Genomic DNA, 18,015 nt, shown 5'->3' with positions numbered 1-18,015 from the left:
ACTTTGCGAGGGATGTCCCACCGACCCACCACCATCAGTGGACGGGATCGCATCCCCTATGATACCTCCGGCATGCCCGCACAGGGGAATCGGCCAGTCTCGCCCGCTAGAGTCGTGCGGATGCAACCGCATTCCTCCCGCCAGCCCTCCGAACCGACCAGTGCCGCGCCGACCGGATTCGTTCGCGTGCGCGGCGCGAGGGAGAACAACCTGAGGGACGTCGACGTCGACGTGCCGCGCGACGCGATCGTCGCCTTCACGGGGGTCTCCGGCTCAGGCAAGTCGTCCCTGGCGTTCGGCACCATCTTCGCCGAGGCCCAGCGGCGGTTCCTCGAATCGGTGGCGCCATATGCCCGTCGCCTGATCCAGCAGGGGCACAGCCCGCGGGTGGACGAGATCACCGGGCTGCCGCCCGCGGTTGCCCTGCAGCAACGACGCGGCACCCCCAGCTCCCGTTCGTCGGTCGGCACACTCACCACGCTCTCCAATTCGCTCCGGATGCTGTATTCCCGGGCCGGCACCTACCCGGCCGGTGCCGTGCGCCTGGAGTCGGATTCCTTCTCGCCGAATACGGCCGCGGGAGCCTGCCCGCGCTGTCATGGGCTGGGCACCGCGCACACCGTCACGGCCGACTCCCTCGTGCCTGACCCGACCCTGAGCATCCGCGACGGCGCCATCGCCGCCTGGCCAGGGGCCTGGCAGGGCAAGAACCTGCGCGACATCCTGATCGTGCTCGGCTACGACGTCGACACGGCCTGGCGTGACCTTCCTGCCGCCGCCCGGGAGTGGATCCTGTTCACCGAGGAGCAGCCCGTGGTCGAGGTCGTGCCCCAGCGCGACCGGATCGCCAAGCCGTACCAGGGCCGGTTCTGGAGCGCGCGCAGCTACGTCATGCACACCCTGGCCGACTCGAAAAGCCAAAGCCAGCGCGAACGTGCGCTGCGTTTCGTGGAGTCGGGGCCGTGTCCGCTCTGCGGCGGTACCGGGCTGACCCCCGCGGCGCTCACCGTCACCTTCGCCGGCCTGACGATCGCCGAGCTGGCCGCGCTGCCGCTGACCGGGCTCGCCGACGTGATCCGGCCGACGACGGAGCTCACCGAGGCCGGGGCGGCCCGGCCGGATGCGGCATCCGGCGAGGTCACGGAGGTGGCCGTGACGCTGACCCGCGACCTGCTCTCCCGGATCGAGGTGCTGCTCGAGCTCGGCCTCGGCTACCTGAGCCTGGCCCGGGCCACCCCGACCCTCTCCCCCGGCGAAATGCAGCGCCTGCGCATCGCCACCCAGCTGCGCTCCGGGCTGTTCGGCGTGATCTACGTGCTCGACGAGCCCTCGGCCGGGCTGCACCCGGCCGACGCCGAACCGCTGCTCGTCGTGCTCGCGCAGCTCCGGGAGTCGGGCAACTCCGTCTTCGTCGTCGAGCACAACATGGCCGTCGTGCGCAGCGCCGACTGGGTCGTCGACGTCGGGCCGCGGGCCGGCACCGAGGGCGGCGCCGTGCTCTACAGTGGACCCATCGCCGGACTTGCCGACGTGCCGGAATCGATCACCCGCCGCTTCCTCTTCGCCGGCACCGACGTCGCCGGCACCGAATTGGCGGGCACCGAGGCCGGGGACGGTCTCACTGCCCCCTCCGCCACAACGGCCGAGCCGGACCGCCGGGTTCCGGCCGACTGGCTGGGCCTGCACGGCATCAGCCGCCACAACCTCCGCGGCCTCGACGCCAGCTTCCCGCTCGGGGTGCTCACCGCGGTGACCGGCGTCTCCGGCTCGGGCAAGTCCACGCTGGTCAGCCAGGTCCTCGCCGATGCCGTGCGACACGCGCTGCAGCCTGGCGACCGGGACGTCGCCGAGCCGGATTCCCTCGGCGCGGACGCCGTCAACACGGACGCCCCGAGCACGGTCGCCGAGAGCACGTCCGTCGACGACATCACCGGGCTGGCCGCCGTCGACCGGCTCGTGCGGGTCGACCAGAAACCGATCGGCCGCACCCCGCGCTCCAATCTCGCCACCTACACGGGGCTCTTCGACGCGGTGCGCTCGGCTTTTGCCGCGACCGACGAGGCCCGCACGCGCGGCTACGGCGCCGGACGCTTCTCCTTCAACGTGCCAGGCGGCCGCTGCGAGACCTGCCTCGGCGAGGGGTCTGTGGCCGTCGAGCTGCTCTTCCTTCCGGGCAGCTACGCGCCGTGCCCGGCCTGCGGCGGCTCCCGCTACAACGTCGAAACACTGGAGATCCGCTACGACGGCCACACCATCGCGGATGTGCTCGGCCTCACCGTGGACGCCGCCGCCGAGTTCCTCGCGGATGTCCCGGCCGCCGCGCGCAGCCTCGTCACGCTCCGGGAGGTCGGCCTCGGCTACCTCCGGCTCGGCCAGCCGGCCACCGAACTCTCCGGCGGCGAGGCCCAGCGGATCAAGCTCGCCACCGAGCTCCAGCGGGCCCGACGCGGGCACACCCTCTACCTCCTCGACGAGCCGACCACCGGCCTGCACCCGGCCGACGTGCGGCTCCTGCTGAGTCAGCTGAATCGGCTGGTAGACGCCGGCAACACGGTGATCGTGGTCGAGCACGACCTCGACGTGGTCGCCGCGGCCGACTGGGTGATCGATCTCGGGCCGGCCGGCGGCGACGCAGGCGGGCGCATCCTCGTCTCGGGGCCGCCGGAGAAAGTGGCCGCGCACGCATCGAGCCGCACAGCTCCCTACCTCGCCAGGCGGCTCGCCGACGGCAACGCCGGGTAGCGCCGTCTCGACTCGGCTTCCGGGTGTTCTAGATTTGTCAGAACACCTCATGACGCGAAGGAGCCTCAATGACCGGTTGGCGTATTCGGGACTTCCATGCCGACGACCTCGACGGCATCCTCCAGCTCTGGCAGGAGATCACGGCCGCCAAGACCGAGCCGGTCTATGGGCTCTCCGAGGTGCTGGCCTCCTGCCAGATGGACCACGCCGTCGTCGCTCTGCACGGCGATGAGGTGGTCGGCGCGGCCGTCGGCCGGGCCGCGCACGCCCAGGGCTGGATCGTCTTCCTCGCCACCCGGCAGGTGTGGCAGAGCCAGGGCATCGGCAGCGCCATGCTCGCGGCCCTCGAGGCGCGGATGGCGCCGCACGGGATCACGAAACTGTCCGCCCTGATGCCCGAGACCGCCAGCCGGGTCGACGCCTTCCTCAACCGCGGCTTCGAGGTGAAAAAACACCTGCGCTACTTCGAGCGCGACATCCCCGTGCAACGCGAGGGCCTGCGCGCCCTCAGCGAGCTGGGCGGCCGGGTGCTTCCCCGAGACCTCTGGGCCGGGGTCGGCGGCATGCGCACGGAGAAGGAGCTGCTCGAGCGCCGTCTCGTCATGCCCCTGGCGAAACCGGAGATGGCCGACCTGTACGGCGTCGTTCCGCCCAAGGCCGTCGTGCTGTTCGGCCCTCCCGGCACCGGCAAGACCACCTTCGCGAAGGCCATTGCCTCCCGGCTCGAATGGCCGTTCGTCGAGGTGTTCCCGTCGCGGCTCGCCGGAGACCCCCAGGGTCTGGCCGGGGCGCTCCGAGAGACCTTCCTCAAGATCTCCGAGCTGGAGCACGCGGTCGTGTTCATCGACGAGGTCGAGGAGATCGCCGCGCAGCGTGGCGGCGAACCCCCCTCGCCCCTCCAGGGCGTGACCAATGAACTGCTCAAGATCATCCCGGCCTTCCGGGAGCAGCCGGGCCGGCTACTCGTCTGCGCGACCAACTTCATCCGGGCCCTCGACTCCGCCCTGCTCCGGCACGGCCGGTTCGACTATGTCATCCCGATCGGCCTGCCGGACGATGCCGCCCGCCAGGCCATCTGGGAGGGATACATCCCGAAACCCTTCGCCGGAACCGTCGACCTGGCCACCCTGGTGGAGGCGAGCGGAGGGTTCTCGCCGGCCGACATCGAGTATGCCGCCCGGCGGGCCTCCCAGCAGGCGCTGGAGCGAGCGCTCTTCGAGGACCGCGGCGACGCCGATGCGAGCGGCCCGGGCACCGAGGACTACCTGGCGGCAATCCGTTCGACGCGCACCACGGTTTCGGCACAGGTGGCGGCCGAGTTCCTGGAGGACATCGAGCGTCTCGCCCGGCTGTGAGCGATGCCGCGGCGTCAGCCGCGGGTCCGGCCAGAGGGCCCCCGACCGGACGGAGCGACGGCCTCCTGCATGAACTCGGCCAGGGTGGCCTCGATGGTCGCGTACGACCACCGGTAGGCGGCGTCACCGTCGCGCTCGGCGAGAGCGACGGCGAGCTGGTTGTGCCGGTGCGCGGAGGGCGGGGTGTACTCGGTGATGGTGAACCGTTTCTCCTCCTCCCTGGTGCGCAGCAGGGCTGCAACCGTGCCGGCGAAGTGGCCCATGACGCCGTTGCCCGAACCGATCAGGATCAACGAGTGGAAGGCGACGTCCGCCTCCAGAAACCCGCGGCCGTCGCCGGCGAGATCGGCGGCGACCATCGCCGAGGCGGCCTCGGCGACGCCGGCGAGCTGTTCAGGCGTCATCAACCTGGCGCTCAGCCGGGCCGCGACCGGCTCGATCCCGAGCCGAAGTTCGAGCATCTCGCGCATCTGGGTGAAGTACTCGGGCCCGCGGCCGCGCCAGACGATGATCTGCGGGTTCATCAGGTCCCAGGCCTCACGCGGAAGCACCTGCGTGCCGACGCGCTGGCGTGGTTCGACCATGCCGAGCGACTGCAGCACCCGCAGCGCCTCGCGCAGCACGGATCGAGAGACCGCGAACGTCGTGATGATCTCGTCGAGGTTCAGGATGTCACCGGGCGCGTAGCCGCCGTCGACGATCTCCTGGCCGAGGGAGTTCAGCACGCGGGCGTGCAGTCCTCGTTCGCGCCACGAGCCGGGGCCAACGCCAGTGATCATCAGTATTTCCTTCCGGTGCCGGGTGCCTCGGTCGCTCGCGGCGAGCCTGCGTCGGCCGTTCACAGCGCCACCGCGATCGTATCGGCGAATTGTGCCGTCGCCGTTTCCAAAACCACCGAACGTATGCGACACTCAAATATCTGATTAATCAGATTAATTACCGCACGGTGTTTTTTCCCGCCAGACCGGACTCGCAGCCGGCCGGACGATTCCCCGTGCACCACTTTGACGATGGGGTCGCAGGGACGCGGCCTCGGAATGGACATTCAGATGTATCTCTCCCTTGCGACAATGGCCACCGCGCCGGTTGTGCCGATCACCCCGGCCGGAAGCGACGCCCAGCTGATCATCGCCGCGCTCGTCGGCATCGCCGTCATCATCGTGCTGATCACCTGGCTCAAGGTCCACCCGTTCCTCGCCCTCGCGATCGGCGCCGTCGGCGTCGGCGCCGGCGCGGGGCTCGCACCGGGCGCCGCGGTCACCAGTTTCAGCACCGGCTTCGGCGGAACCATGGCCGGTGTCGGCATCCTCGTCGGCTTCGGGGCCATGTTCGGAAAGCTGCTCGCCGACTCGGGCGGAGCCGACCGGATCGTCGATTCGCTGGTCACTCGCTCCAGTGTTCGCACGCTGCCGTGGACGATGGCGCTGATCGGCGGCCTGATCGGCCTGCCGATGTTCTTCGAGGTCGGCCTTGTGCTCCTCATCCCGGTGATCATCCTCGTCGCACGACGCAGTGGCATGTCCCTCATCCGGATCGCCATTCCCGCCCTCGCCGGGCTGTCGGTCATGCATGGCCTGGTCCCGCCCCACCCCGGCCCCCTCGTCGCCGTCACGGCCCTCGGCGCCAACCTCGGCCTCACTCTCGCGATTGGCGTTCTCGTCGCCATCCCCACGGTGATCGTCGCCGGCCCGATCTTCAGCAAGTTCGCCAGCCGTTGGGTCTCCGTGCCCGTGCCCGCGCTGTTCATCACCACCGAAGACCTCGGTGCCGGTGAGACGCAGACCAAGCGCCCCAGCTTCCTGATCACCCTCTCCGGCATCCTCCTGCCCGTCGTCCTCATGCTGGCCAGGTCGATCGCCGACGCCATCGCCCCCAATTCGACGGACCCGCTCAACGCGACACTCGATTTCCTCGGCACCCCGATGATCGCCCTGGGCCTCGCCGTCATCTACGCCATGATCGTCTTCGGCCGTGGCGGCGGCATGGACCGCGCCGCGGTGTCGACGTCGCTCGCCGACTCGCTGCCCCCGATCGCCGGAATCCTCCTCATCGTCGGCGCCGGCGGCGGGTTCAAGCAGGTCCTGATCGACACCGGAATCGGCGGGGTCATCGCGAACGCCGTCGCAGGCAGCAGCATCTCGGTGCTCCTCCTCGCCTGGATAGTCGCCGCGCTCGTGCGCGTCGCCACCGGCTCGGCGACGGTCGCGACCGTCACCGCCGCCGGCATCCTCGCCCCCGTTGCCGCCAGCCTGACCGGCACGGACCTCTCCCTGATGGTGCTCGCGATCGGCGCCGGTTCGCTGTTCCTCTCCCATGTCAACGACGCCGGCTTCTGGCTCGTCAAGGAATACCTGGGCACCACGGTCGGGCAGACCCTCAAGACCTGGACCGTCATGGAGTGTCTCATCTCGGTCACCGGCCTGGCCGGCGTGCTCCTCCTGAACATCGTGATCTAGCATGTTCGAGAACCAGCAGCCCGTCCTCGTCATCATGGGCATCTCCGGCTCCGGTAAGTCGACGGTGGCGGGCATCCTCGCCGGCCAGCTCGGCTGGGACCTCGAGGAGGGTGACGACCTGCACCCGCAGGAGAACATCGACAAGATGTCGGCCGGCCACGCCCTGAACGATGAGGACCGCGCGCCCTGGCTCGACACAATCTCGTCGTGGATCATCGAGCACACCATGGCCGGGGTGCCCGGGATCATCACCTGCTCCGCGCTCAAGCGCCGCTACCGCGACGTGCTGCGCGAGCACAACGTGATCTTCGTGCACCTGGCCGGGTCGAAAGACCTGATCGGGCGGCGGCTCGCCACCCGGCACGACCACTACATGCCGACCTCGCTGCTCGACTCGCAGGTGGCGACCCTCGAGGTGCCGGACCCCGACGAGCGGGCGATCACCATCGACGCGGGACGTGCACCGGCCGAGGAGGCCGCAGAGATCGTGCGTCGGCTCGGGCTGACGCCGCGTCCGGGCTCATCGAGCCTCGGTGCCACGGAGCCGGGGAAATCATCGGTCGGCCGCGCAGCTCCGGCCGCTGACGCGGAGCGCCGGACCGAGTAGCAGAGCGACCACGTGATTGACGAACGGCCCCGCATTGCGCGGGGCCGTTCGTGCGCACCGGGGGCGCACAGGGTTCCCCGCGGAGATCGGCTAATCTGAAGGGGTACCTGTCGGCGTGTCGGCCGGTGGCCGTGCCGCACACCCGTGCCGGACGAGCGGAGGAAGATGAACCCGATCGCCTCCTCCACGGTGCCAACAACGCGCAACACCCCCTCACGGGCCCCCTGGCCACGCGCCGTGCTCCTCACCATGGTCACCCTGGTGGCCACCGTGCTCTGCCTGATCGCGGTCCACGGCTTCAGCGCCAGCCACTCGATGGCTTTCTCCGCAGCGACCGGAACGGCCGCGCATCACGTGGCGACCGACACCCGGCCTACCGCTGAGCTCCCGGTGCTGTCCACGACCCGCACCGGTCCGACGATGACCCTGGCCGCACCCGCGAACCAGCCGACGCTGTGCACCCAGCGCAATTCGCTCGGCGGCAGCGGCACGGTGGCGACGACGTGCCCCAACGTGCTCGCGGTCGGCCCCCACGCCGTCCTCGCCCGGATGCCGGCCGACTCCGGCCTGGTGCTGGCCTCCGGCGGTTTCGTCAACGACAGTTTCCGGGCCATTCCCCCACACCTGCATCGCCCCAGCCTCACCCTCCTCTCCATCAGTCGCGTTTAGACCGAATCCGCCCACCTGCCCGTGCCGGGCAGCGTGGCGATGCCGTGATCCACGGCCACCGGTTTCACACCTGACTTGACGACGAATGGATGACTTGATGATGAACATTTCCCTGCCCACCACACGCAGGACCGGGCGCCTCGGTTGTGCCGCCGCCCTCACGACCGGCCTCGCGCTCGTCCTGGCCGGGTGCGCTCCGAGCCCGGATGCCGCACCCGCAGGTTCGGTCTCCGCCGCGGCCTTCGAGCACATTCACGGCCTCGGCGCGGACACCGGTTCGGGGCAGACGTTCGTGGCCACCCACCAGGGAATGTGGCTGATCCCCACGGACACGCTTCCGTCCAGCTATCCGGCCCGATCCTCGGCTGGCGACCTGGCACAGCCGACCCAGATCGCCGGCCGGGTGCTCGACTTCATGGCCTTCACGGTGGCCGAGCCCGGCCGGTTGTTGGCCTCCGGGCATCCCGATCCCGATGCGCCATCCGATCTGGCCCTCCCCAACCTGGGCCTGATCTCCAGCACGGATGCCGCGGAAAACTGGACTCAGCTGTCACTCGAGGGCGAGACGGACTTTCACGATCTCGACGCCGTGCCGCTGTCCGGCGACGATCTGCGGGTGTACGGCTACGACTCCGGCAAGGGCACCCTGGCGATCAGCGACGACTCGGGCGCGACCTGGACGACCGGCGAAACCGTCCCGCTGCGAGACCTCGCGGCCGACCCGGCCAATCCGGACCAGGTCTACGCGACCACGGCCGAGGGACTCGTCAGCAGCAGCGATGCCGGCCGCACCTTCAGTCTGGAACCCGCCGCACCGATTCTGTATCTGATCGACGTCGGCGATGCACAGACGGGCGGAGGCCTCGTCGGGATCGACCTGGACGGCCTGGTCTGGCATCAGGAGTCCACCGCCGGTCCCTGGGTCGAGGGTGGCCACACCGAGGGGGCACCCCTCGCCCTCAGCTACGTCGGCGGCAGCGTGCCGTGGATCCTCGCCGCGGACGACCGCGGCGTCGTGGCGAGCGACGACTTCGGAGCGACCTGGACCGTCCTCGTCCCGGCAGAGGCCTAGGCCATGAGCCGGAGATCGATCAGGGGCGCGACCTTCTTCATTACCCCCGGGGGCATACTGGCACCGACGGAGACTCCGTCACACACGAAGGGAGACCACTCATGATGTATGGCTACGGAGGGGGAATGGGATGGGCCTGGGTGTTCGGCCTGCTGGCCGTGGTCGGCCTGGCTTTGCTCGTCGTGCTCATGGTTCGATTGTTCGCCGGCGGAGTCGACCGGAACACGCCGGCCCCCCCGAACGCGCAAGACCCGCGGACGACGCCACCCGGCGTTCCGGGCAGGAGTCGCGCCCACGAGATCCTCGACGAGCGTTTCGCGCGGGGTGAGCTCACTGTCGAGCAGTACCGTGAACAGCTCCGGGTTCTCGGCGAGGGCGTGTAGTGAAACCGATCAGCCGTCGGGCCGCCCTCACGCTCGGCAGCCTGGGCGTCGCCGGCACCGCGATCGGTGGTGCCGGCCTGATCTGGAGCGGCCGGGAAGGCCAGGGCGCGGCCGGCGGCCAGGCACCCGACTCGGCCTTCGGGGCCGTTCCGGGCGACACCCTACGCCAGCCCTCCGAGCTGCGAAGCGCCGACGGCCTCCTCGAGGTGAAGCTGGATGCCGCACCCGGCCGGGTGACCATCGGCGGCCGGGGCGCGACGACGCTGGGCTACAACGGCGGCCTTCCCGGCCCGACCCTCCGCGTTCGGGCCGGCGACCGGGTCGCCGTGCGCCTGCACAACGGACTCGCCGAGGCGACCAACCTGCACGTACACGGCCTGCACGTTTCACCAGCGGGCAACGGTGACAACCCGTTCGTCATGGTGGAGCCCGGCGACTCATTCGATTACGAGTACCGGCTGCCGGCCGACCATCCGCCCGGCCTGTACTGGTACCACCCGCACCACCACGGCCTGGTGGCCGACCAGGTCTTCGGCGGACTCTACGGCGCGATCATCGTCGACGATCCCGGCCCGATCCCGGCGGCCCGTGAGCGCGTGCTCGTGATCTCCGACATCACCCTTGACGAGTCGGGAAACCTGACGAGGTCCAGCCTGGGCGAACGGATGCGCGGCCGCGAGGGTGAGCTCGTGCTGGTGAATGGCCAGCTGAAGCCGAACCTCGGCATGCGTCCGGGCGAGCGCGAACGCTGGCGCATCGTCAACGTCTGTGTGTCCCGCTACCTGCGCCTGCGCCTGGACGGCCAGGACCTTCGGCTTCTCGGCCTGGACTCCGGGAGGTTCGAAGCGCCGGAGAGCGTGGACGAGGTGCTGTTGGCACCCGGCAACCGAGCGGATCTCTGGGTCACGGCGGCCGAGGGCGACGGGGTGCTGCGCGCCGTCGCCTACGACCGGGGAAGCGCCGGGATGGGCGGGATGATGGGCGGCGACGCCCTCGGAGGGACGACTGGGATCATTGACCTCGCCACGGTGACCGTCGCTGGCGCCGGCGTCGCCGCGCTGCCATCATTCCCCGCCCAGAGGAAACCCGTCGACCTCCGCGGCGCTGCCGTCACGGCCCGCCGGGAGTTCGTCTTCGCCATGGGGATGGGCGGCGGGATGGGCGGCGGGATGGCCTTCACGATCAACGGCCGCGAATTCGACGGCGGCCGCGTCGACACCACCGTGCGGGGCGGCAGCGTCGAGGAATGGACCCTGACCAACGCCACCCAGATGGATCACCCCATGCACCTGCACGTCTGGCCCATGCAGATCATCGAACGCGACGGACGAAGCGTGGACAGCGTGCTCTGGCAGGACGTCGTCAATGTGCCGGCCCGTGGTGTCGTGCGGGTGCGGATCGACTTCACCGGGTTCCCGGGCAAGACCGTGTACCACTGCCACATTCTCGACCACGAAGACAACGGCATGATGGGCGTCATCGACGTGCGTCCGGCCGACCAACCGCTCGCCTAGACCGAGCCCAAAGAATCAGGACCATGAAACACAACGGACTTTTCCGGCGGACCACGCCGGAGCCCATCGGGACGGACCGCCTCGCCGATTTCTCCTACCTCGAACCGGGGGTGGTGTATCTCGACTCCGCCTGCCAGAGTCTGCGTCCGCAGCCGGTGCTTGATGCGCTCACGGAGTATTACACCGGCTACAACGCGTGCGGCGGTCGGGTGAAATATGCCTGGGGCCGGCGCGTCGACGACGAGGTGGCGGCCGCCCGCCAGGGCGTGCTCGGCCTGCTCGGCCTGTCGGGCCGCCATTACGCGGTCTCATTCACCCTGAACACGACCTTTGGCCTCAACCTGCTGCTGCAGCAGCTGCCGCACGACCGTTACGCCCGGGTCGTCACCAGCCACATCGAGCACAACTCGGTCTTCCTGCCCACCATGACGGCGGCGAAACGGCTGGGCGTGCCCCGGCTCGTGCTCGACCGGGCCGCCGACGGCGCGTTGCTCTACGAACCGGCCCAGCTCGAACGCGCGATCGTGGTCGTCAACACCGCCTCGAACATCGACGGCCGCCTGCTGACAAACCTGGCCGAGCTCGTGCGCGACACGCACTCCCGCGGCGGGATCGTCATCCTCGATGCCGCGCAGTCGATGGCCCACGAGCGCGCCCTGCTCCAGAAGACCGAAGCGGATGCGATCTGCTTCTCCGCGCACAAGATGTACAGCGCGAGTCTGGGCGTGGTCATCGCCCGGCACGCACTGCTGGCCTCGCTCGAGTTGTCCTTCGTCGGTGGGGGGATGGTCGCGGATGTCCGCGAGGACTCCTACGACCTGCTTCCGAACGACCCGGGCGCCCTGCTCGAACCCGGACTGCAGGCCTGGGCGGAGATCATCGCTCTCCGGCACGCCACCGACTGGCTCGGCCAGGTTCGCCCCGGCGGCCGGCCGCCGGCGGAACACCTCTCCGTGCTGTCGGAGCGTCTCTTCGACTCGCTCTCCGACATCCCCAACCTGACCGTGGTCAACGCCGCTGCCAGCCCGGTGATCAGCGTCTACGCGCCGAAGCAGGACTCGCACCGGCTCGCCGTCTTCCTCTCCCAGTCGGGGATCGCCGCTCGCAGCGGCTACTTCTGCGCCCACCACTACCTGAAGAACCGTCTCGGCCTGCCCCCGCTGCTGCGCTTCTCGCTCGGACTCCACTCGACCACGGCGGACGTGGATCGGGCGCACGACGCCCTCGCGCGCCTCATGAAAGGCCTCTCCTAAATGTTCTGCATTGCCGCCTTCATCGTTCTTCTGTTCATGGGCGCCGTGTCGGCGCGGTACCGGCGCTACCTCGCGAAAGCGGCGAGCTGCACGCTACGCCGGATCACCTTCCGCCCCTGCGACACGACCTTCAAGCAAGACCTGAAGGACCACATGCTCGCGCCGCTCGCGGTCCGCAGGCCCGGCCTCGTCGGCCCGGCCAGCGTCGTCCTCGAGGTCGTCGCCTTCCTCGTCGTGCTCACGACCATCTGGAGTGGCTACGTCGTCGTCGAGAGCGCGGCGAACCTCTACGTCTACGGCACCTGCAACAAGCAGGACTCCGCGTCCTGCAGTCTGGGCGCCGAGGCCTGCTCCATCCCCGACCAAACCCCGACCTTCGGCGAATCCCTCGCGGCCTGGGACATCGTCGGTGCCTTCGGCAACGACTTCGCGCGGCTCGGCGAGACGTTCTCGGCGATCCCCTCCCGAATGCAGAACTGGGATGCGGAGACCTACCTGCCGGCCAATGCCAGCTACCTCAACGGCCTGGACGCGAAGAAGCCGACCGCGCTCGAGGTCATCGACCCCGGCTGCACGTACTGCATGGAGCTGTTCCAGAACATCGAGGAGGCCGGCTTCGACGACCGGCAGAACCTCAGCTACATCGCCTACCCGATCCAGTCGGCGACGGGCTACAAGTTCCCGAACTCGCTGCTGGTCACCCAGTACCTCGAGGCGCTGCGACTGAACCCGCTCGCCGACGCGAAGACCCCGGTCGACTGGCAGATCCTCAAACGGATCTACACCGAGGAGAACGCCGAGGGCGTGTCCTGGCAGAGCGTGTTCAACAGCACCGACGCCACCGAGGCCACCACGTTGCTGCAGGACTGGGCGCAGGAGTTCGGGCTGAGCCGGGCGCAGGTCGACACCGTCGCATCCGTCGCCGCGTCGACCGAGGTGGCCCGGATCATCGCCGACAACAAGACCCTGGTCGAGGAGCGCATCCACACCGTCAAGATCCCGTCCATCATCTTCGACGGGCGTCGGCACGACGGGCTGGTCTCGGTGGGTGACCTGGACTGACCCCACGCCGGGACGGACCCGGCACGCGTCTGCCAGACTGACGCAGACTACGAAAGACGCGCGGAACACCGGCGCGGGAGGCAAAGGAGCTTGGGTCATGGCAACAATCGGCTGGATCGGCCTCGGCAATATGGGCGGCCCGATGACGGCGAACCTCGTGAAGGCCGGACACACGGTGCGCGGTTTCGACCTGAGCCCGGCCGCACTCGCGAACGCGGCGGCGTCCGGGGTCGTCCCGGCCACGAGCATCGCGGATGCCGTGGCCGGGGCGGACGCCGTCTTCACCATGCTGCCCAAGGGCGAGCACGCCCTCGCCGTCTACCTGAACGATGACGGCGTGCTGGCCTCCGCCGGGCCGGGCACCCTGCTTCTGGACTCCTCCACCATCGACATCGAGTCGGCCCAGCGGCTGCACGATGCCGCCGCCGAGGCCGGCTTCCGGTTCGTGGACGCCCCGGTGTCCGGGGGGATCAGCGGCGCTGAGGCGGGCACGCTCACGTTCATGATCGGCGGCGACGCCGAGGCCGTGGCGGATGCACGCGGCTTCATCGAGCCGATGGCAGCCAACATCATCCCGACCGGGGGCGCGACCACGGGCCAGGCCGCCAAGATCTGCAACAATCTGATGCTCTTCATCAACCTGGCCGCGACGGCGGAGGGCGCCGTGCTCGCGGACCGGCTGGGGCTCGACAAGCAGGTGTTCTGGGACATCGCGTCGGTGTCCTCCGGCGACAGCTGGGCGCTGCGCACCTGGTATCCCGTTGCCGGGGTGGTGCCGGGCTCGGCCGCCAACCGCGACTTCGCCCCGACGTTCACGGCCGAACTGGCGAGCAAGGACATCAACCTGGCCATCTCCGCGGCGAAGGCGACGGATACGCCGCTGGAGATGGGCGAGCACGTGCAGCGGCTCATGCAGCGACTGATCGACGCCGGTGAGGGCGGCCTGGACTGCTCCGCGATCGTCAGGCTCGTCGACGGGACCCTCGCCGCTCCCGCCGCTCCCGCGTGACGCTGCTCGACGGCGCGATCATCCTGCTGGCCGGGATCGCGGCCGGGATCATCAATGTGGTCGCCGGCGCCGGCACCCTGATCACGTTCCCCGTGCTCCTGGCACTGGGCGTGCCGCCGATCACCGCGAACGTCTCAAACACGGTCGGTCTGGTGCCGGCCTCCGTCGCCGGAGCCGTCGGCTACCGGCGGGAGCTGGCGACGCAGTGGCGCCCGGTGGCCGCGATGGCGCTCTTCTCTGCGGTGGGCGGGGTGGCCGGCGGATTGCTGCTGCTCGTACTGCCCGGGGAGTTCTTCACCGGAGTCGTCCCGTTCCTGTTGTTGCTGGCCGCGCTGCTCTCGGCGATCCAGCCCCGCGTGGCCCGCTTCGTGAGGCGCAGGTCAACCGCGGTTCCCGCCGGCACGGCAAGCCAGGCAGCCACCCCCGGAACGGCCCAGCCCGATGCCCGGACGGCGACACCGGATACGCGCCCGCTGACCCTCGGGCTCATTATCGGAGTGCTCGCCACCGGCGTGTATGGCGGCTACTTCGGCGCGGCCCAGGGCGTCGTGCTGCTCGCGCTGCTCGGCATCCTCTGGTCCACCGACCTGCACCGTGCGAACGGGGCCAAGAACGTGCTCGCCGGGGTGGCGAACCTCGTCTCGGCGATCATCTTCATCACCAGCGGCACGGTGGACTGGCGGATCGCGCTTCTCATCGGCGTCGGTTCGGCCGCGGGAGGCTGGCTGGGCGCCCGGATCGGGCGCAGGCTTCCCGCGCCGGTGCTGCGCACGATCCTCGTGCTCGTCGCGGTGATCGCCGCCGTGGTGCTCTTCGTGACCTGACCCCCCTCACCTGGAGCGGGTCTCACCTCGCACCGGCCGCCCGCGGGCGCCGCGCCGAAGCGCGGGAGTTGTGCCTCCCGCGCAGCGGCGCACGACCCGCGCGCCGCGAAACGGATGCCTGAGCTACGGCTTCCAGACCATCAGCACGACCACGATGACCAGCATGAGCGACGAGATCCCGGAACCCATAGCCACCCGGGAGTACCCGGCGACCTTGGTGTCGGGGCCGGCCGCACCCGTGGCGACCGTGATCGCCTCGGCCGCCTGGCGCATGGCCGGGACGACGACGAACAGGTTGACGGCCAGGGCGATCGCGTAGAAGAGGATCGAGAGCAGTACCCAGGTTGAGCCGAAGGAGAAACCCTCCTCCGGGTCTGCGACCCCGAGGGCGCCGAAGCCGAAGAACGCGACGATGATCGACAACAGGGTGAAGAGGTTCACCGACTTCGCCAGCGTGGCGACCTGTCCGGCCTCCCCCGCGCGAATGGAACGCATGGCGGTCATCGGCAGGATGGCCATCGGACCGACGATGAAGACCGCGGCGACAATGTGCAGGGTATTGAACAGAATTTCCATGGCTTCAGCGTATGCCGTCGGCGACACCCGGGTGGTCGGCGGGGAGGCCGTGGCGTTGCCCGGCGGCGAGCAGGGCCAGGTTCTTCTTCTCCCAATCGGCCACGGCCTGCCGCTGCGGGTCGAGGGCACGGCCCTCCGCGCAGGCCGTGACGGTTCGCCCGCACACGCAGGAGCCGGAACGGGCGGGGTCATCGTGGTGCAGCGTCCCGAGCCGCCAGATCACGGCCATCGCCCAGTCCAGTTGGCGCAACGCCAGCATGCCCCGGCGTTCGGCCCGCTTGACCAGGTCGTTTTCGAGCACGGCGCGGATCTCCCCGCTCACCGTGCGGTCGAAGCGACCGGCGACCAGGCCGCGGAGCTCGTCGACCTGCCCGGTCAGGGTCAGGATCGTCGCACCGGCCTCCGTGGCATCCGCGGTCGCCTTCTCGATGCCCTTCCGGTGCACCTCCTGCAGGTCGGCGTACTGCGCCAGCCAGAGTTGTACGTGTTCTGAGTCGCGGCGCTCCGCCTTGTCGTCGCCGAGGTGATGCCGGCACACCGCGCAGACCACCTGGTCGGTCGCGGAGGTGAAGGTGAAGGGCTGCAGCGCCTGGCAACAGAAGCACTGAGCCCGAATGGCCACATAGAGCGGATACGAGTGCGTCACGGTTTCTCCCTGGCTGGCCTGCATCGAGCGTAACCCGTCGCGGCTGACGACAGTTCCTCCCCCAGAGCGTCTGACGCCTGCCCTGAGCTAGGTTCAGTAGGGACATCGATCATCATGACCCAAGGAGCATCGTGGTAACCCTGAACGGTGGCGGGACCCGGAAGCGACGCGCAGCCCAGTCCATTATCGAGAGACTTCTTCGGTTGCAGGACAGCGCCCGGCCCAGAAGCCGGTGGGAGCGCCTGGTGGGGCGATCCCCGCTCGGCCGGAACTGCGAAGGTCTCTACCAGGGTGCGCTGGGTGAGATCGCCGTCGGGGCACGCCTGAGGACTCTCTCCTCCGAGTGGGCGGTCTTCCACTCGCTGCCGATCGGCCTGGACGGCTGGGACATCGACCATATTCTCATCGGTCCGGGCGGCATCGTCACCATCAACACCAAACATCACCGCGACCTGCCCATCGGGGTCTCCCGGAACGAGCTGACCGTGGACGGCCAACCGGTTCCGTACCTGCGCCATTCGGAATTCGAGGAGCAGTACGTCTCGACCCTCCTTCAGGACCGCTGGTCGTCAATCCCGCCGATTCACCCGGTCGTCGTGTTCGTCGCCCCCCGGGAGATCCTCTCCCTCTCGGTTGGGTCGCACGTCACCGTTCTGGACCTGAAGAACCTCCTGGCGTGGCTGGCGGCACTCCCCGTTGTCCTCGACGAGTCGGATCGGCGGGGCATTGTCGAGCTGTTCGACAACCCGGCGATGTGGGCCAACACCGCGGTCGGCACCGGTGATGCCCTGTTGGACCGGTTCTTCGCCCTGGAGGCGGAGATCCGGGCGGCCCGCCGGCAGCGCACGGTCCGGCTTCCCCTCGCGGCACTGCTCGCGGTCAGCCTGACCACCGCGATGGTCCTGGTAACCCTGGCCCTGCTGCGCCAGCTCGCGGGCTGAGCCGGCGAGCGTCAGGACAGGATGTCCTTGGTGACGAACCGGCCGTAGGCCAGCGCTCCGAAGACCAGCAGGTAGCCGCCCTGCAGCAGCGCATTGGTGCCGAACGACGACCACTCGATCGGCTGGCGCAACAGGTCCGCGAAATCGAGCCAGTAGTGGCTGAACAGCCACGGATGCAGCCAGTCGAGCTGCGGAAGCGCGTCGAGCACCTGCGACACGACCGAGACCACGATCGTGGCCGCCATCGCCCCGACAGGCACGTCCGTCAGCGTGGAAATGAACAGGCCGATCGCCGAGAGGCCGAGCATCGAGACGGTGACGTACCCGGCGATGAGCAGCGAACGCAGCACGGACTCCCCCACCCCGATGGTGTCGCCGGAAAGCAGCGTCACCGGGCCGACCGGGAAGAGGGCGGCACCGATTGCCGCTCCGGACACGACGATGGTGAGGGTGGCCGCCAGGCAGAACACGGCGGCGCCCGCGTACTTGACGACGAGCAGGCGCACCCGCCCGGCCGGGGCCACGAGCAGGTAGCGCAGCGTTCCGAGGCCCGCCTCGCCGGCGATGGTGTCGCCGGCCACAACGCCGATGGTCAGCGGCAGGAAGAGCGGGATGCAAACCACCATCGCGGTGATCGCCACGAAGAGGCCGTTCTGGGTGACCCGGTCGAGGAAGGGCGGGCCTCGCCCAGGGGCCACCGGGGAACTCGTCAGTCGCACAGCGACGGCGATCAGCACCGGTACGGCCGCCAACGCGAGCAACATCGCCCAGGTGCGTCGACGCCGGAACAGCACGGTCAGCTCCGACACCATCAGCGCCCAGCCGGAGGCGCGCCCGACGGACTCGATCGGCCCGGCGCCCGGCGTATTGCCGGACCGCGTGTCGCTGGACCGCGTGTCGCTGGGC

17 protein-coding genes are annotated in these 18,015 nt (G+C 69.5%); 13 read left to right on the top strand and 4 right to left on the bottom strand.

The window, feature by feature from the left end:
- Nucleotides 1-120 precede the first annotated feature (120 nt).
- The gene (locus tag QMG61_RS05750; RefSeq protein WP_283493384.1) at nucleotides 121-2,742 is read left to right on the top strand and encodes an excinuclease ABC subunit UvrA; all 2,622 of its coding nucleotides are present in this window, start codon (nucleotides 121-123) and stop codon (nucleotides 2,740-2,742) included.
- 68 nt (nucleotides 2,743-2,810) lie between these two features.
- The gene (locus QMG61_RS05745) at nucleotides 2,811-4,097 is read left to right on the top strand and encodes an ATP-binding protein (RefSeq protein ID WP_283493383.1); all 1,287 of its coding nucleotides are present in this window, start codon (nucleotides 2,811-2,813) and stop codon (nucleotides 4,095-4,097) included.
- A gap of 14 nt (nucleotides 4,098-4,111) precedes the next feature.
- On the opposite strand, the gene QMG61_RS05740 is transcribed toward QMG61_RS05745, so the two are convergent.
- Nucleotides 4,112-4,876, bottom strand: coding sequence for a FadR/GntR family transcriptional regulator (locus QMG61_RS05740; protein ID WP_283493382.1), 765 nt, complete (start codon nucleotides 4,874-4,876; stop codon nucleotides 4,112-4,114).
- A gap of 270 nt (nucleotides 4,877-5,146) precedes the next feature.
- Here QMG61_RS05740 and QMG61_RS05735 point away from each other — a divergent pair, with 270 nt between their 5' ends.
- The 10 genes from QMG61_RS05735 (at nucleotide 5,147) to QMG61_RS05690 (ending at nucleotide 14,946) form a co-directional block, all read left to right on the top strand.
- Entirely contained in the window at nucleotides 5,147-6,553 is a 1,407-nt protein-coding gene (locus tag QMG61_RS05735) for a GntP family permease (RefSeq protein ID WP_283493381.1), read from the top strand.
- Nucleotide 6,554: 1 nt separating this feature from the next.
- On the top strand, nucleotides 6,555-7,160 hold the full coding sequence (locus QMG61_RS05730; RefSeq protein WP_283493380.1) for a gluconokinase: 606 nt from the start codon (nucleotides 6,555-6,557) through the stop codon (nucleotides 7,158-7,160).
- A 165-nt stretch (nucleotides 7,161-7,325) separates the two neighbouring features.
- Nucleotides 7,326-7,829, top strand: a complete 504-nt coding sequence (locus QMG61_RS05725) for a hypothetical protein (protein WP_283493379.1) — start codon at nucleotides 7,326-7,328, stop codon at nucleotides 7,827-7,829.
- Between the two features lie 97 nt (nucleotides 7,830-7,926).
- On the top strand, nucleotides 7,927-8,901 hold the full coding sequence (locus QMG61_RS05720) for a F510_1955 family glycosylhydrolase (RefSeq protein ID WP_283493378.1): 975 nt from the start codon (nucleotides 7,927-7,929) through the stop codon (nucleotides 8,899-8,901).
- A gap of 125 nt (nucleotides 8,902-9,026) precedes the next feature.
- Nucleotides 9,027-9,284, top strand: a complete 258-nt coding sequence (locus QMG61_RS05715; protein ID WP_349357980.1) for an SHOCT domain-containing protein — start codon at nucleotides 9,027-9,029, stop codon at nucleotides 9,282-9,284.
- Entirely contained in the window at nucleotides 9,284-10,798 is a 1,515-nt protein-coding gene (locus tag QMG61_RS05710) for a multicopper oxidase family protein (RefSeq protein ID WP_283493376.1), read from the top strand. The genes QMG61_RS05715 and QMG61_RS05710 overlap by 1 nt, the downstream gene beginning before the upstream one ends.
- A 23-nt stretch (nucleotides 10,799-10,821) precedes the next feature.
- A complete protein-coding gene (locus QMG61_RS05705) occupies nucleotides 10,822-12,051 on the top strand; it encodes an aminotransferase class V-fold PLP-dependent enzyme (protein ID WP_283493375.1) in 1,230 nt (409 codons plus the stop codon).
- A complete protein-coding gene (locus QMG61_RS05700; protein ID WP_283493374.1) occupies nucleotides 12,052-13,113 on the top strand; it encodes a DsbA family protein in 1,062 nt (353 codons plus the stop codon).
- Between the two features lie 97 nt (nucleotides 13,114-13,210).
- Entirely contained in the window at nucleotides 13,211-14,122 is a 912-nt protein-coding gene (gene mmsB / locus QMG61_RS05695) for a 3-hydroxyisobutyrate dehydrogenase (protein ID WP_283493373.1), read from the top strand.
- Nucleotides 14,119-14,946, top strand: coding sequence for a sulfite exporter TauE/SafE family protein (locus tag QMG61_RS05690; RefSeq protein WP_283493372.1), 828 nt, complete (start codon nucleotides 14,119-14,121; stop codon nucleotides 14,944-14,946). The genes mmsB and QMG61_RS05690 overlap by 4 nt, the downstream gene beginning before the upstream one ends.
- Before the next feature lie 123 nt (nucleotides 14,947-15,069).
- Here QMG61_RS05690 and QMG61_RS05685 read toward each other — a convergent pair whose 3' ends face one another.
- Both QMG61_RS05685 and QMG61_RS05680 read right to left on the bottom strand, forming a co-directional pair.
- Nucleotides 15,070-15,522 carry a DUF2269 family protein gene (locus QMG61_RS05685; RefSeq protein ID WP_283493371.1) on the bottom strand — a complete coding sequence of 151 codons (453 nt, stop codon included), beginning with the start codon at nucleotides 15,520-15,522 and terminating at the stop codon, nucleotides 15,070-15,072.
- Nucleotides 15,523-15,526: 4 nt separating this feature from the next.
- Nucleotides 15,527-16,168 (bottom strand): hypothetical protein, encoded by a 642-nt coding sequence (locus QMG61_RS05680; protein ID WP_283493370.1) that lies wholly within the window; start codon nucleotides 16,166-16,168, stop codon nucleotides 15,527-15,529.
- Nucleotides 16,169-16,413: 245 nt separating this feature from the next.
- Here QMG61_RS05680 and QMG61_RS05675 point away from each other — a divergent pair, with 245 nt between their 5' ends.
- Nucleotides 16,414-17,109 (top strand): nuclease-related domain-containing protein, encoded by a 696-nt coding sequence (locus QMG61_RS05675; protein WP_283493369.1) that lies wholly within the window; start codon nucleotides 16,414-16,416, stop codon nucleotides 17,107-17,109.
- 11 nt (nucleotides 17,110-17,120) lie between these two features.
- Here the strand turns inward: QMG61_RS05675 and QMG61_RS05670 are convergent, their stop codons facing one another.
- Nucleotides 17,121-17,921, bottom strand: coding sequence for an ABC transporter permease (locus tag QMG61_RS05670; RefSeq protein WP_283493502.1), 801 nt, complete (start codon nucleotides 17,919-17,921; stop codon nucleotides 17,121-17,123).
- Nucleotides 17,922-18,015 lie beyond the last annotated feature (94 nt).

It is taken from the genome of Cryobacterium sp. PH31-AA6, from assembly GCF_030063195.1.
Taxonomy (GTDB): Bacteria; Actinomycetota; Actinomycetes; order Actinomycetales; family Microbacteriaceae; genus Cryobacterium.
This window is presented reverse-complemented; position numbering and strand designations above follow the sequence as displayed.